Origin of the sequence: Actinopolymorpha pittospori, from assembly GCF_014873875.1 — a bacterium.
Classification (GTDB): Bacteria; Actinomycetota; Actinomycetes; order Propionibacteriales; family Actinopolymorphaceae; genus Actinopolymorpha; species Actinopolymorpha pittospori.
In genome coordinates, this window is record NZ_JADBEM010000001.1 from 5,458,720 (window position 1) to 5,474,709 (window position 15,990).

The 15,990-nt window shown below is 67.4% G+C and carries 8 protein-coding genes; 1 reads left to right on the plus strand and 7 read right to left on the minus strand.

What is annotated here, in order from left to right; translation table 11 throughout:
- Positions 1-112 precede the first annotated feature (112 nt).
- The 5 genes from HEB94_RS25665 to HEB94_RS25685 all read right to left on the minus strand — a co-directional run bounded on the left by HEB94_RS25665 (position 113) and on the right by HEB94_RS25685 (position 7,512).
- Positions 113-580, minus strand: coding sequence for a cupin domain-containing protein (locus tag HEB94_RS25665; RefSeq protein ID WP_192752273.1), 468 nt, complete (start codon positions 578-580; stop codon positions 113-115).
- A 14-nt stretch (positions 581-594) separates the two neighbouring features.
- Positions 595-1,515, minus strand: a complete 921-nt coding sequence (locus HEB94_RS25670; RefSeq protein ID WP_192752274.1) for an NADP-dependent oxidoreductase — start codon at positions 1,513-1,515, stop codon at positions 595-597.
- An 82-nt stretch (positions 1,516-1,597) separates the two neighbouring features.
- Positions 1,598-2,488: an RNA polymerase sigma factor SigJ gene (sigJ, locus tag HEB94_RS25675; protein WP_192752275.1), complete on the minus strand. Its 891-nt coding sequence runs from the start codon at positions 2,486-2,488 to the stop codon at positions 1,598-1,600.
- Between the two features lie 195 nt (positions 2,489-2,683).
- A complete protein-coding gene (locus tag HEB94_RS25680; protein ID WP_192752276.1) occupies positions 2,684-3,682 on the minus strand; it encodes an alpha/beta hydrolase family protein in 999 nt (332 codons plus the stop codon).
- 167 nt (positions 3,683-3,849) lie between these two features.
- On the minus strand, positions 3,850-7,512 hold the full coding sequence (locus HEB94_RS25685; RefSeq protein ID WP_192752277.1) for a heparinase II/III domain-containing protein: 3,663 nt from the start codon (positions 7,510-7,512) through the stop codon (positions 3,850-3,852).
- A gap of 686 nt (positions 7,513-8,198) precedes the next feature.
- Between HEB94_RS25685 and HEB94_RS25690 the strand changes: the two genes are divergently transcribed.
- On the plus strand, positions 8,199-10,007 hold the full coding sequence (locus HEB94_RS25690; protein ID WP_238361622.1) for an ABC transporter substrate-binding protein: 1,809 nt from the start codon (positions 8,199-8,201) through the stop codon (positions 10,005-10,007).
- Between the two features lie 176 nt (positions 10,008-10,183).
- Here HEB94_RS25690 and HEB94_RS25695 read toward each other — a convergent pair whose 3' ends face one another.
- On the minus strand, positions 10,184-11,221 hold the full coding sequence (locus HEB94_RS25695; protein WP_192752278.1) for a hypothetical protein: 1,038 nt from the start codon (positions 11,219-11,221) through the stop codon (positions 10,184-10,186).
- A 2-nt stretch (positions 11,222-11,223) separates the two neighbouring features.
- Positions 11,224-15,975, minus strand: a complete 4,752-nt coding sequence (locus tag HEB94_RS25700) for an ATP-binding cassette domain-containing protein (RefSeq protein ID WP_192752279.1) — start codon at positions 15,973-15,975, stop codon at positions 11,224-11,226.
- Positions 15,976-15,990 lie beyond the last annotated feature (15 nt).

Consider the following 15,990-nt stretch of genomic DNA (forward strand, 5'->3'; position numbering starts at 1 on the left):
CTGATCAGTCAACAACTGTGAGCGCCGTCACCCGTGTCCAAGTACCGCGACGTCCCGGGGCGGTGAGTTCGTGCGGGCGCGTTGCCGCCCGCTGCGTGAGACGGGCTACGCGCTAGTCGTCGACCTTGAGCTTGGCTCCGGGGTCGGAGACGAAGACCACCAGGAGCTTGGCCGGTTTGGTCCGGCTGGTGTTCTCGGTGAGGACGTGGTGGGCGCCCGGTGGCTCGACCCAGTTCTGGCCCTGGTGGTAGGCGGTCACGGGCTTGCCGGCGAGTTCGCTGCGCACGCTGCCTTGGAGGACGTACGCGTAGACGAACGCCTCGCCGTGCCGGTGCGGCTTCGCACGTGCGTTGGGCGGGAAGTTCACGACCGCCGAGGTGAACGTCTTGCCCTTCACCTTCGGGAGGCTCTGCTGGAGCAGTGGCGTCAGGGTTTCGGCGGGGTGCTTCGATGCCACGGCCGCGGTCGGCGTCTTGGCGTTGGCGGGCGGGTCTGAAGTGGCGTCTGAGGTGGCGCAGGCCGTGGCCGCAGTCAGCGTGGCGACCGCCAGCAGGCCACCGGCGATCCGCATTGCGATCATGATTGGTCTCCTGTTCAGTCTTCCGTGACGCGGATGATCGTCTTGCCCGGGGTGCGCGTGGCGGGGGTGAACGCGGCCGGCGCTTCGGCGAGCGGCCGTACCGCGCCGACGACCGGTTTGAGCCGGCCGTCCCTCACCCGTGTGACGAGCTCGGAGAGCCGCACGCGGTCGGGTTCGACGACGAAGAAGACCGCCCGCCCGTCCTTGGGCTGAACCTTGGGCGGCAGGGTGATGCTGACGAGCGTGCCGCCGGCCCGGACCAAGGCGGCGGATCGGTCGAGAATGTCTCCGCCGATCACATCGAACACGACGTCGACCTCGCAGCAGTCCTCCAGCTTCTCCGATTGCAGGTCCAGGAAGGCATCGGCACCCAGCGCAAGTACCTGGTCACGGTGCGCGGACCGGCCGGTGCCGATGACACGGGCGCCGGCCTCGCGGGCAAGCTGGACCGCGATCGAGCCGACGCCGCCCGCGGCGCCGTGGATCAGGACGGTCTGGCCTGTGGCCAGGCGGCCGTGGTCGAACAGGCCCTGCCAGGCGGTCAGCCCGGAGATCGGCAGCGCGGCGGCCAGGGTGTGGTCGACGTCCGCCGGAAGCGGCGCGAGATTGCGGGCCTCGACCGCGGCGTATTCGGCGAGCGAGCCGTCGCGGGCCCAGTCAGCCAGTCCGAACACCCGCTGGCCGACGCTCAGGCCGGTCGTGCCGAACCCCAGCTCTTCGACGACACCCGACAACTCGTTCCCGGGCACGCTGGGCGTCCGGTCGCGGCCTGCGCGATCGGTCCACGTGGCCGGCCAGTCCAGCTCTCCGGGGGTGAAGCCCGCGGCGTGCACGCGCACGATGACGTCGTTCTCGGCCGCGTGGGGGTAGGGCAGGTCCGTCAGGGACAGCCCGGCGAGACCGGCTTCACGGTCTCGGACAGTGATTGCTTGCATAAACGTCCTTACTGGGGGAGGCTCGTCTGTCCCGTTCTGGTTCTCATCAGGGAGACGAGGCAGCCCCTCGGAGCGTGACAGCTCAGACGTGAGAAAGCTTGTTCGGGTTCATGACCCTGCGGTACGTAGTGATCAGCCCGTCTGCGATCTGCAGCGTGTCCACGGAGTAGACACGGCCCTCCCGGCGGAACACCAGGGCGAGCTCGCCGCCAACCTCGACGAGGTCGATGCGGTCCGGACGCCACTGGCGGCCGACACGCACCATTACCTCAGCGACGCGCTCACCACCATGGATGAGCTTGCGCGCCGCGTGGGTCTCGCCGCCGCCATCGGTGACGTAGACGGCGTCCGGGTGTAGCAGCCTGACCAGGCCAGCCAGATCCCCGTTCTCGTAGGCGGCGCGAAAAGCCGCCAGCACACGTGCACGCTCCGCCTTCGACGCCTGCGGCGAAGACTGTTTCGCCTTGGCTACCCGCCGCCGCGCCCGTGAGGCCAGCTGCCGGGCACCCGGCACGGAGACATCCAGCACCTCGGCGACTCGGCCGAACTCAAGGCCGAAGACATCGTGCAGGACGAAGGCCACCCGCTCCGGCGGGCTCAGCTCCTCCATGATCACGAGCATCGCTGTGCCGACGGACTCATCGACGAGGACCGGCTCGGATGCGTCCGGCCCCGTCAGCAGCGGCTCCGGCAGCCACGGCCCGACATAGGTCTCCCGGCGGAAACGGGCACTCTTGAGAATGTCGTACGACCGCCGTGCGGCCACCGTCACCAGCCAGGCCCGCAGATCATCGACGTCCTGCAGATCTGTTCCGGCGGCCCGCAGCCACACGTCCTGAGTCACATCCTCGGCATCGGCCACCCCGCCCAGCAGCCGGTAGGCCACGCCGAACACCGCGGGCCGGTGCCTCTCCCATTCGGCTCCGAGCGCGTCCTCCTGCTCAGACCGTCCAGGCACGTGCCCGTTGCCCATTCAGATCGCAACCTCCTCCAACTGGCGGATCCAGCGTAGTCATCCGAGCTCGGGATCTACGCGGACAGCCCCGGAAGCGAGCCAGCCGGCACGTTCTTCCGGCCCAGCCCGACGCGGATGAGACGGGTCAGGTGACTGATGTTCGCCTTGGTCCCTGCGCAGATGGAGAGGTTTCTCCAGAATGCCCGCCCCTGGTCAGGCGCTCGTGACCCGCGCCGGGTCGACGATGGCTTGTAACCAGTCGAGGATCGTGGTGAGGCTTTCGGGGTCAAGGTGGGTGTCCGGGGCGTTGTATCCGTTGCCCGGGGAGGCCGCGACCTCGGCAGGTGTGCGGGTGTCCTCCTTGAACACGTGGTTCGCACTGGGCGGGAAGGCGAAGGTCACATTGGCCATTCCTGCGGCGGCGCGTTGGAGCGGGTCGCCGTCGGCGTGCACATCGATCTGCACGTCTCTGCCGCCGATCAGAACCAGCACCGGGATGCGCACGTTCGTGAGCGAGTCGCCCGCGGATTCGACCCAGAGTTCGCGGGCCAGCGGGAGGTTCGCCGGCGCTTCGAAGCTGGCCAGCACCATCCTGACGCTCTCTGGCAGTCCGGGATCGGGGTTCATCGGCTGCCCGGCCGCATAGCGCGCGGCGGCCTCCTCGACCTTCGGCAGCAGCTCCGCGCCACCCGGCACCTGAGCGGCCTGGAGCGCCAACTGGGACAGCAACACCTCCTGGATCGGACGGCCGGGCGGCGCGGCGAGCACGATCCCGACGAACGGCACATCCTGCTTGCTGGTCGCGTAATGGAGCACGTGCAGGGCACCTTCGCTGTTGCCGAGCCCGACGATGCTGGACGCGTCGACGCATTCCTGCGCCGCGAGCACCTCAACGGCCGCGACCAGCTCATCCAGATGGGACTGCATGCTCGCCTTCCCGATCAGCCGGGGAAGGTTCTCCATGGCGTGCGGACCTGACGCTCGCTTGTCATAGCGGAGAGACGCGATACCGGCGAGGGCGAACGCTTCGGCGAAGAGTCGCGCGCTGCCGTTGTTGCCGGGCAGCAGCGGTGAACACCAGTCCCGATCGGTCGGCCCGCTGCCGGCCACGAGAACCACGGCCGGGAACGGTCCATCGCCATCTGGCCGGACGACCGTACCGTCCATCACGATGCCATCCAGCTGCCAGGACACATCCACAGAAGCTGTCATGCCCGCATTGTCGCAGCAGGGCACGCATGTTCGCCGCGCGGTCGCCGGCGTCCCGTCCCGTCCTCGTCAACGGGACGGCAGGACACCTCCTAGCCGTGGAGACGGGGCGAGATGTTCGAGGACATCCCCACTATCCCGCAAACGGTGTTTCCGAGATGGTCCCGAGGTCATGACTGCCATTGCCGGGTGAAGGGAATGCTGACCGTGGCGCCCGCTGCCACGTCGTAGCGGAAGCCCTTGCTGAAGTCGTTCGGGTCGGCGTAACCGCGGATCGTGGTGATGTCGCCGATGTCGAGCACCACCGTGGTGTCGTCGGTGAAGCGCGCACTGTGGATGCGATAGGCGGCGTTGCGCGCGTTGGTGTCGGCGGTGGCTCGCGAGTTGATGGCGAAGTTCGATGAGTTCGACTCCGGCCGCCAGGCAGAGGAGGTCGCGTCCTCGAAGTCGCCGTTCTCGATGCTGGTTCCCGTGATGGCCACGTCGTCGAACATCGCGGTGACACCGAAGTTGCTGACGCCCCTCTTGCTGATCAGACGCAACGTGAGAACCGCGGTGGTCTTGCCGGCCAGCTGTGCGGTGACATCGGCGGTGAGTTCCTGCCACTGGCTTGGACCGGCGACGTCCTGCTCGGCCACGACCGCACCGTCGATCAGCACCTGAATGAAGTGGTAGCCGGCGGTGGCTCCAGCGAAGTCGTCGTTCACCTTGACAGACAGTTGATGTGAGGTTGCCTGGTTGACGGTGATCTGCTGGCTCAGCGCCCCGTAGTCCCCAGCGCTCGACGGAGTCCTGGACGGGTACACGATCGTTGCGTACGTGGAGTGGGGCACGGTGACGTAGGCATAGCTGCCGTCGAGCTTCATCGTGGCCGGGACTCCAGCGTCGAGCTTGACGGTGAGCTGGTTGCTGACCGACAGGTCGCGGGTGAAGTCCCGCAACGTACCGGTTGCGGCGGCTGGGCCCTGCATCTGTGGCAGCGGGCCCAGGAAGCTTGCCCCGTGGGTCCACGCGTACTCCGGCTCGCCGCCGCGGGTGGAGTACACCCCGAACGAGCCGCGGAACCTCAGCTCCTTGCGGTTGTCGAGATCGACCTTCAGCATCACATCGGTTCGAAGCGAGTTGACGATGAGGTCGACGCGACCGTTGGTCAACTCCACGCGTACGGCGGCCGCCTCGTGTGGGGCGATCGTGCCGTCGACGGCCCGCACCGGCACCGTCGAGACGGATCGCACTACCTGGTCGTCGACGTAGGGTTCGACGAGCGAGACGAACTGGCTGGTGAGCTGCTGCCCCGCTGGGGCCTGCCGGTGGGCGATGAGGTAGCGCAGCTTCGCCGGGTTGCCCGGCTTGTTGCGGGGCGGTGTGCCGTCACAGATCGCCACATCGTCCACCTCGGACAGCATGGTGAGCCGCAGGTGAAGGTTCGGGTCGGGGTCGTGGACCTTCCAGGTATCGGTGATCTTCCAGTCCACACTGAACGGTCCGGTGGGGTTGGTGTCGCGGGACACCTTGTCCAACCAGTCGAAGCCGCTGGCGTTGCTGCGGTAGGGGGCATCGTCCGACGGCATGGGTACGTCCGGGCCGGCGTAGGTCCCCATGGGCTGTTCGACCAGCGTGAGCCCTTCGGCCGTCGCGGGGCCCTCCGCGGCGTGGAACGAGAAGTGGTGGTCGGCGCCGCCGACGACGCGGAACACGTCCACCGCGTAGAAGTTCGTGTCGTCGACCTTCACCATCGCCGAGACCCGCCGGTAGGTGCTGGTCTGGATGTACGCCGCCGGCACCGAGGTGTCGCACACCTGTACGCGGTCACCGGCCGCGAAACCGTGTGGTGTGCCGACCCATTGGCCAGCCTGCGGCTTCTTGTCGACCACCACCGTGTTGTGGGCAATGGTGTTCTGGTTCCATTCCTGCGTGCGGATGCTGGTGTCGGCGAACTCCGGATATCCGAGGTCCGGCAACATGTCCACGCCGAAGCCGTGCATGCCGAGGTTGAGGGCGTCGAAGTCGCCGTGCCCGGTGCTGCGGCCGTAGTACACCCACAGGTCGCGCGCCTTGCTTCCGGTGCCGTCCCGGAGCATGGCAAGGCCGTACCCGGTGAGGTTCTCGCTGGGAGGCTGCCACGTGCCGTGCGTGGCGATGACGTCGCGGATCCGTTGCTGGATACCGGGAACGTCCGGGCTGAAGAGATTGCCGTAGAGGTTGTCGGCGCTGTTGCCGTTCATCAGATAGGCCATCTGGGCGTACTCGGGCAGGCCGAACTTCTCGAAGAAATAGAAGAACTCGTTCGGGGAGCCGAACAGGCCGGGCATGCCAGTCGAACCGGTGTCGCCGATCTGCGGAACGTAGGCGCCCAGCATCACCAGCGGGTGCATGCCCTGGAACATCTTCCGGAACTTCGGATGCTCGTACAGGTCTGCTGCGGGGTAACCGGAGTATCCGTCGAGGACGTCGGCGATGCCGCGGATATGGCCGATCCACAGCCGGTTGTACCCAGGCGAAGCCTCGTTGCCCATGCCATCGCGGTCCACGACGTCCACGAGGGTGCGGTACACATCGCCGCCTGACACCCGATACTCCGGTGTCGGCCCCACGCCGCCGGTCTTGAAGACGAAGTCGATCCACTCCGTCGTCTCGGCCGGCGCGTCCAGCACCACACCGGCGAGTGTGATCGACCGCTGGTGCATGCCAAAGTTGCCGCGGATCTTCCCGGCCTGCACGTTTGGGTACACCTGCCGCAGGATGCCGTTCTCGATGTTCACGCGGATCGCGGCTGGCGAGTCTTTCGGCGCGAGCCCGTACTGGCGGGCCTTCTCCGACAGGAACGGCACCACGTTGGCTTCGTCGGTGTTCGCGATCGCCGGAAAGAAGGCGTCGTAGGCATCGCAGATCCCCTGCGAGATCCCGGTCTCCCAGATGCAGCCGACCACCTTTCCCTTGCCGCTCAAGCCATCGGAGTGGAAGTAACCGTCCGATCGCTTGTACGGCGCGGTGTCCATCGACGGGTACACGTCGGCGATCCGGTCGAGCAGGATCAGTCCGGCGTGGGCGTACGTGGGATCCCCGGTGGTGATGAAGGCGTCGCGGAGTGCGGGCAGTGCGTAGTACAGGGGCGCGGTCGCGCCGTACCACACCCACCAGTGGTTGTAGTACGGGATGAACGTCCACTTGGCACCGTTGCCGTCGACCCAGCCGAAGCCGTCGTCGACACCCCACGTCGGGCCCTTCTCCGGGTACAGCTCGTTGACCAGCAAGCTGTGGTCGGCGCGTGCCCGGTCGAAGTTGCCGTGCTCGTCGAGACCGCTCGCGTAGAACGCGCCGAAGTCGTTGGTCGGGTAGATCCGGGGCAGTCCGGAGTCCTCCGGCACTGACGGGTCGATCAGTTTCCACGGCTGGTTGATCGGGTCGGCGAGCCACGGGTAGTTGCCGAACCGGTAGATGTCCTTGCCGGTGATGGGAGAGCCGAGGTCCTGGTTCACCGCGTAGCTGCGCGGCACGCCCTGGCCGGTGACCAGCTTCCAGAGCCAGTCGTCGCCTTTGGCGACAAGAGGATCGGCGTTCGCGACGGCAGCGTCGCGGGCCGCCCTCGCCCAGTCGTACTGCTCGACGTTGCGGCGGGCGGCTGTCACCATCTCCGCGGTGTAGACCGTCGGCTTCGTCTTGGTCGGGGTGTCGGCCAGCGTGATCGTCGACTCCGCCGCGGCGGCCAGGTCGGGGAGGAGCGGCGGCAGCAGCGCTGCCGAGCCGATGAGCATGCTGTAGCGCAAGACGTCGCGGCGGCTGGGCTGGAAACCAGCTCGTGAGGATGGCATGGGCTCGGAGAAACCGCTCATGGAAGCACCTCGGTTCTGTCCTATCGGCCGGTGCGTCAACGGCTGCCGGACGCAGCCATTGATCGCGGTGCACTCAGTCCGGTTGCATCGACTGGGTAGAGGCGCGGAGCGCTCCCTGGTGCCAGAAGATAGACACGCCCCGCATTTCGGTCAAGACCTAAAATACGGACTGGCCACGCGTGATCCACCAACACGGACGGGACTCGAGGCGTGCGCCCCGGCTGAAGGCCAGCATTGGCCGTGGCCACAGCTCGACGCGGTGTGGCGAACGGCGTTGTCAGTGTGGTTCGGTCGCAAGGAGCTCCGGAACCAGTCGGAGCGTGGACGTTGCACGTGTCTCAGGTGCCGGCATGCACAGCTCGGGCAAAGGAGGCGGTTGTATGCCTGCGATGAAAGCCAGTGTCGAGCGACGTCGGTTCTTGTACGGGTGCGCGATGTTAGCCGGCGGGGTGGCCCTTGGGGCATGTAGTGACCGCGGGGAGCCCAGTGCGCCAAAGCCCGCGTCCACGGGTGGTGCGAAGGGCTCGTCGCGTAAACCGCTACCGGCCCCGCGGGAGTTCCATGAAGCTCCGTCCCTTCAGGAGAGGGTGAGCGCGGGTCACCTTCCACCAGTGGCTGAGCGCCTGCCTACCCGCCCGTACGTCCTACCGCATCGGTGGGTGCGTACCGGGAAGTACGGCGGGGGTATGCGTCTCATCACAAGGTCCACGACCGACGCGTCCAGCTTCGAGTACATGTACGGCCGCTCACCGTTGCGTTGGCTGAACGACGGGCTGGACATCGCCCCTGGGCTGGTGGAGAGCTGGTCGTCCAACGACGACGCCACAGAGTGGACGTTGCATGTTCGGGAGGGCCTGCGATGGTCCGACGGGCAACCGGTCACCAGTGCGGACGCGCTGTACTGGTGGCAGGACCTGGTGCTCAATGAGGACCACCCTGCGACGGTTCCCGACTCGGCGCGGTCCGGGAAGGGGACGCCCATGAGGCTCACCGCACCGGATGACATGACACTGGTGCTGCGCTTCGATGCTCCGACCCCGCTGCTGCCTCTCTACCTCGCGAACCTCGTGAACGCCCCCGAGCAGGGAGTGGACTGGTTCCTGCCCAAGCACTACCTCAAGCAGTGGCACCCGAAGTACAACCGAAGCATCCGGGGCGAGGACTGGCCCGCCGGTCACGACCAGAAGGTGAACTTCCTCACCAATCCGGAGTGCCCCACGCTCACCGGGTGGAAGGTGCGCTCCTACGACGAGGGCCTGGTCGTCAAGTGGGAACGCAACCCCTACTACTGGTGCGTCGATCGAGACGGGAACCAACTTCCTTACGTCGACACGCTCTCGATGACTGCCGTGCAGGATCCACAGGTGGCCAAGCTGAAGCTTCAGGAGGGCGGATGTGACTTCATCTATGGTTACTTCCTGGGCCTGACCATGGCTGACGCCGCGGGTCTGCAGCGGGCGCAGTCGAGAAGCGGTATGAAGTTGCACTTCTGGGACAGCGGGTCGGCTTCGGGTTCGGTGTTCTTCTTCAACTACGACTACATGGAACCGGAGGTTCGGAAGCTCATCCGGGCTCCGAAGTTCCGCCAGGCACTGTCGCACGCGTTCGACCGTGGCGACGCGCAGAAGTCCATCTACTACAACACGGGCGAGAAGACCACTGGCACTTACAGCCCGATGGCGATCGAGTACCAGGTCAACGAACAGGGCCAGGGGTTCTACCGGCGCTGGCGGGACAGCTACGTCGAGTACAACCCAGGAAAGGCAAAGAAGCTCCTTGATGAGCTACAGGTCGTGGACTCGAACGGGGACGGCTGGCGTGAGCGACCTGACGGTGGCGAACTGAAGATTCGTATCGACTACCCCGCAGACACGTCCGAAGAGCACCAGCGAAAGAACAACCTCCTGAAGCGGGATTGGGAGGAGATCGGCATCGCCGTGCAACTGAATCCGGTGCCGCCGACGTCCTTCCAGGACCAATGGGCCAGTGGCAAGCTGATGAGTCAGGGTGCCTGGGACGTTGGCGACGGCCCTGACCACCTCACCGGGCCCTGGTGGTTCGTCCCCATCGAGTCCTCCCGCTGGGCGCCCCTGCAGGGGCAGTGGTGGCAGATCCAGGGAACTCCGCAGGAACACACCCAGTTGGACGTCGACCCGTGGAAGCGCACTCCGCCGCGTATCGAACCCGAACCCAACGGGCCTGTCGCCCGGTTGTGGAAGGAGTTCGCCACCGCGCGGACCGAGCCCGACACGCTGAAGCGCTACCAAGCGGTGTGGGAGATGATCAAAATTCACTTGGCCGAGGGACCGTTCTACCAGGGAACCGTAGCCAACTATCCCATCATCGTGTATCAGCACGCCGAGCTCCTGAACGTGCCTGTACGGGCCGAGTTGGCGCAGGGAGGCGGTCCCTTCACCTGGGCGCACCCACTTCCCGCGGTGTACGACCCGGAGTCCTGGTACTGGGATGCCCCAGAGCAGCACGCATCCGCCTGATGCATGACCACGATCGACTTCGAGGACCTCGAGCAGCGGCCCACTCTCAGCCGTGGCGATAGGCGGTCACCTTCTGGTGCCGGCCCGACGGGAGGCCGACTACCTGCGCTTTTACCCGCAGCACAGGCCGCCACGGTCACCTCACAGCCAGGACCGGCGCGTCTGCTCGGACGCTGTCAGTACCGGCGGCGTCCATGTTTGTAGGGGGTGAAGCTGGCTGGTTCCTCGTTGCCGATCCAGTCGCCGTCGGCGAGTCGGCGGAGGCTGGCCTCGAGGTCGAAGGTGAGCCATCGGGAGAGCTGCGGGTGGGCGTGGTGTTCCCAGAGGCCGTAGGGGCCGCGAAGTGTTTCGAGCCAGGTGGTGAGGTCGCGTATGCGGCGGTCATCGGCGGAGATGCCGCATCGGGAGGCGAGGTCGAGGAGGAAGGCGAGATCGAAGGTGGCGTAGAAGGTGATCTGTCCCATCGCCGGTTCGAGCCCGACCAGGCGGGCGACTTCCCAGCCGAGGGTCGATTCGTCTCGGGTCTCGCGTGCGAGGAGGTGGTCGACGCCGACGCGAGCGGCGTCGGATCGGTTGCGCTGGGGGTGCAGCGCGAGGCAGGCCACCGCGCCGGTCGTCGCCGAGCGGCAGCCGTCTCCGCGTGTGAGTCGCCGGTAGTCCTTTTCCGGCAGTGAGGGCCGTCCGGGACCTCCGAGGTCGGCTTTGGGTCCGGCGGGCCAGGAGCCATCGTGGAGTCGTTCGCGGAGTAGCCATTCGTAGGCGCGTTCAGCGCGAGGGTCGGTGGCGAACCCGGCCGCGGCGATGCCTCGCAACGGCACGACGGTCTGCATGGTGATGAAGCGCGGGCTGTCCGATGGGGCCAACCCTGGCGGCGCTTCCTTTCTTGGCTTGCGTACGGGCTGGTCGTTGTCGCCGTCGAGTCGCAGCGGCCACGAGCCGTCCGGCTGCTGGTGGGCGAAGATGGCGTCGACGGCAGGGGCAAGCTCGGGGCCGCAGTAGCCGAGATACGCGAGTTGGCAGAGCAGATAGCCGGCAGTTTGAGGCCGCTCGGCGGCCACCGCTAGTCGTGCGAGGAGCCACTGGACCGCGGGACTCGCTCCGATCTCGCCCTTCCAGGCATTGACGTCGTCATCGTCGTCGGTGGCGCTTTCGAGCTCGACAGCAGTACGCCACCGCAGCGACGGGGACGGATCTCCGAGCAGGAGCGTTGTCATGTTCATGTGATGGCTTCGAGGAGGTATGGCGCGGTTGCTGTGTCGGCGTTGGCGAGCTGTTCGGGTGGGCCCTCGAAGACGATCTCGCCGCCATCGGGTCCGGCTCCTGGTCCCAGCTCGATGAGCCAGTCGCAGGTTGCGAGCAATATCGGGTCGTGCTCGACCACCAAGACGGTGTTGCCGGCGTCGACGATCGTGGCGAGGGCATGGGCAAGCACCGCGACGTCGGTTGCCTGCAGACCGACGGTGGGCTCATCGAGTACGTGGAGAGCGCCGGCCTTGGCGGGGCGGGCGAGCTCCTTGGCGAGCTTGAGTCGTTGTGCTTCGCCTCCCGAGAGGCTCCAACTGGGCTGGCGGACGATGAGGTAGCCGAGGCCGAGCGCGACCGCGGCGCCACCGACGCGCCGGACGGCGTCGATGTCGCCCCACTCCTCGACGAGTTCGGCGATGGTGAGGGCTTCGATGTCGGCGAGGGTTCGGCCCCGCTCAGCAAGCGTTGCGACCTCGCGCCGGTAGCCGGTGCCGCTGCACGCGTCACAGGTCTGGGTCACCGACGGCAGGAACGACATGTCCTCTTGCCACGTCCCCTTGCCGCCGCAGGCGTCGCAGCCGTAGGTGAGGTCCTTGATCGTGATGCCGTGCTCGCGGGCCACTTCGCTCGCGGCGAACGACTTGCGGACTGCGTTGATGAGTCCGAGGAACATGCCGGGTGAGGTGATCTCGGCGCGGGCTTGGTCGGCGACGATGGTGCGGTCGGGCGCGCCGGAGATGGCGTCGTGGACACCGGGCTCGACGCGGATGATGCCGCTGTGGGGGATGTTGGTCTTGGGGCGCGCCAGCCCGAGCGCGATCGTGTCGACGACGAGCGAGGACTTTCCCGATCCGGACACACCGCAGACGCCGACTTGTACGCCGAGCGGGATGCGCACGTCGAGGCCGCGCAGGTTGTTCTCCCGCGCGCCGGTGACGTGCATCCACCCTGTCGGCTCGCGGCGGCGGTCGCGGCGAGGGATTGAGATACGTCCGTCGAGCACGGCCCGGGTGACGGACTCGGGGCTATCGAGGTCGATGAGCCGGCCGCCGGCTCGTCCGGGTCCGGGACCGATCTCGATGATGTCGTCGGCGGCGCGAATGAGCGTGGGGTCGTGTTCGACGGCGATCACAGTGTTGCCGACGTCGCGCAGCTCACTCAGGGTACGGGCGAGCGCGTCCACCTCTGAGGGATGCAGCCCTCGGCTTGGCTCGTCGAGTAGCACGGTCATGCCGACGAGGCCGCTGCCGAGCACCGACGCCAGCTTGATCCGCTGCGCCTCTCCCGCGGACAACGTCCACGTCGCCCGGTTCAGGTCGAGGTAGCCGAGCCCGACGGAGTTCAGGAAGCGGAGGCGATGTAACGCAACTGTGCGAGCGTGCGCCGCGTGTTCGTCCTCCGGCTCGTCCATCGACGCCAGTACGCCTGCGAGCTCGGCGAACGACGCCGAGAACAAGTCGTTGCGGTCGCGCCCCTGGAGACGAATCGCCAGGTAGGGAGCGCGTAGCCGTCGACCGCCGCATTCTGCGCAGGGGGACGCCTTGGTGTCCGCGCCGCCCAGGTCGTGTTGGGCCCAGTGGTTCATCCCAATCCATGAGACCAAGGAGAATTCGTTGGTGGGCGACGGGTCGCCGAACATGAACGCCTGGCGGGCTTCTTCGGTCAGCTCCGACCAGGGCGTGGTCGCGAGGTCGAACCCCTGGCGCTTGGCGAACGCACGCAGCGAGGCGTGGCCGCCGGTGCCTTCCTTGCAGAAATAGCCGAGCAACGCCATGGATGCCGACGCCATCGTCGACGGACCCCGGCCGCTCCCACGGAAGCAGCCGGCGCAGATCGGTGCATCGGGCTGGACGACCCACCTGTCGAAGTGGAACTGCCGCGTTACGCCCAGCCCCAAACACTGCGGGCAGATGGCGACCGGCGACCCTATGAGGTGACGCGGCTCGATGGGCACCGCGCGGGTGTCGCAGTCGTCGCACTTCCACGCTGCTTCGACCGCTGGCGAGATCCTGCGGACGTTGTCGCGGCCGCACGCGAGGCATGTGCGCACACCGGCGCGCGCCAGGACGACGGAGATGAGGCGGTCGAGATCGCTAGACCGCCCGACGGTCGTCCGGGCGGCATCCCAGACGGAGTTCCCGGCCCCGCTCGAGCCGAAGATCGTGCCGGAAGCGTCGATGCTCATCGTCGGTCCCAACCCCGTGAGCGAGTCGACCGGCGCTTCCGGTCCTTCGCGCACCGACTGGCGCTCGTAGACCGACAGGCACTCGAGCAGCCGCCGGTTGGCCTCCGCCGCGACGACGTCGCGGACCAACGACGATTTCCCGGATCCCGACACGCCCGTTACAACGGTGAATCGGTCCTTGGCGAACTGGACGTCGACACCCTGCAGGTTGTGGGCGCGGGCGCCTCGCACGCGGATGGCGTCGCTGGAGCGCCGGCCGGCACGTGGCTTGGCGCGGGGCGTAACCCTTGGTCGTTTCTCGGCAACTGGCGGGCCGCAGTGCTCCAGGCGTCCGCCATTGGGGCCACCCCCCGGGCCGAGATCGATCCGCCAGTCGGCTGCGGCGATCACATCTGCCTGGTGTTCGACGACCACCACCGTGCAACCGTTGGCGGTCAGTTTGTCGAGCACGTCGAGGAGCCGGCCAAGGTCTGCGGGGTGAAGGCCGGTCGTGGGCTCATCGAGCAACACGAGGTCGCCGGACTTGGCCTTGGTCACCTGGCGCGCGAGGCGGACTCGTTGCGCTTCACCACCGGAGAGGCTGGGTGAGGGTTGCCCAAGGGTGACGTAGCCGAGCCCGACCTCCTGCAACGTCTCGAGGATGCGGGTGACCGACGGGTGCTCGGCGAACAGCGCGTGGGCCTCGTCAACGCTCAATGCGAGCACGTCCGCGATCGACCGACCTGCCCACGTTGCTTCGAGCACTTCCGGTCGGTAACGGCGGCTCTCGCACACCTCGCACGGGATCCATACAGGCGCCAGGTAGCTCATGCTGATCGCGACCGCGCCCATCCCCTCGCACTCCGGGCACGCCCCCTCGGTTCGGTTGAACGTGAACTCCGACGCGGTCCGCCCAGTCTCGTTCGCGAACACGTCACGGATGCGATCGAACACCTTCGTATAGGTCGCCGGATTCGAACGCGGGTTGTTGCCCAGCGGTTTCTGCTCGACAGCGACCGCGCGCACCGCCGGGGCGTCGAAGGTCGAGCAACCGATCGGCGCGTTGTCTCGGATCGACTCCAGCAACACGTCGCGAGCGAGAGTGGTCTTGCCTGCTCCCGATGGGCCCGTGATGACGGTGAGCGCTCCGAGCGGTATCTCGCAGTCGACGCCGCAAAGGTTGCGCATGCTGGCTCCGGTGATGCGAATCCTGTGCTCGCCGATCGGACGCTCAGCGCGACGAGCATGCGTTGGCGCTGAGAAGCTGCGCCCCGATGCGGTGTCGGCGCGCCACAGCGCGGCGGGTGGCCCTTGGAAGACGAACTCGCCACCGCCGCGGCCTCCGGCAGGGCCGATCTCGACGACGTCGTCCGCCATCGCGATCGCGGTGCGGTCGTGCTCGACCATGAGCACTGGGCCGGGCAACGACGCGATGGCGTCGAGCAGTCGTTTGAGGTCGGTGTGGTGCAGCCCGATGGTCGGCTCGTCGAGGACATGCAGGAGGTCTTCGAGCCGGCCGCCGAGCACGACCGCAAGCCGCGTCCGCTGCGCTTCGCCGCGCGACAGCGTTGGCATCGACCGGTCGAGGCTGAGATGGCCGAGGCCCAACGTGACCAGCGGCCGCAGTCGACGCAGCAGCTCGTTCTGAATTCGTGCAGCACGCAGTCCGACCGGCAGTTGGTCCACGAACTCGAGGACCTCGCTCACCGAGTGGGCGAGCAACTCGGTCAGGGTGAGGCCGGCGATGCGATGCGACGACGTGTCCACCGCCGCATCGCGAAACGCCGACGGCTCCAGCGGCCGGACCCAGTCCGAGCAGTTCGGGCAGATGGGTGCTCGCAGCACCGGCGTGCCGCCGAGACGGACCTCTGGTGAGCCCAACGCGTCGGCGCGCTCGAGGATGGCGCGAACCTCCGCGGCGGACGCGCCCGGGTGGAGCGTGGCGACGCGTACGACCACATCGTGCGGGGCTGTCGGGTCGAGCCGCGGCACACGGCTGGTGTTGCTCGCCGCCCACGGACTCCCGTCGATCGTGACCGCATCGAACTGGCCCCGAAGGCCACTAAGGAGACGCGCGTGGCTCCGGCGAAGGCCGCGGACGACCGCCACCTCCACCGCGAGGCGGCCTGCGGCGGCAAGCATGTCCAAGGCGATCGCGAGCCGCTCCTCGCGCGACACCGCCCGTACCGGCACCTGGCAATTGGGGCAGGTGACGTCCGCGAATCGGGCGTAGAGAATGCGCAGGAAAGGGTGCAAACCAACTGACGTCGCGACAGTCGAAGCCGGGTTGACGTTCACCACGTTCTGAGCGATCGCCACCGCCGGGCCCAAGCCTTCGATGCTGCGCACATGCGCGGCTGGCACGCGTGCCCCAGAACGTCCCAGCCCCAGCGACTCGAGGAACCGACGCCGCGCCTCGGTGTAGACCACGTCGAACGCGAGCGACGACTTCCCCGAGCCGGACACGCCGACGACGGCGGTCACGCCGGGCCCGAACGTGACGTCTACGTCACGCAGGTTGTGCTCCGCCGCGCCGAGAACCCTCAGCTTTCCCGCCATCGCCGCAGATGCTAT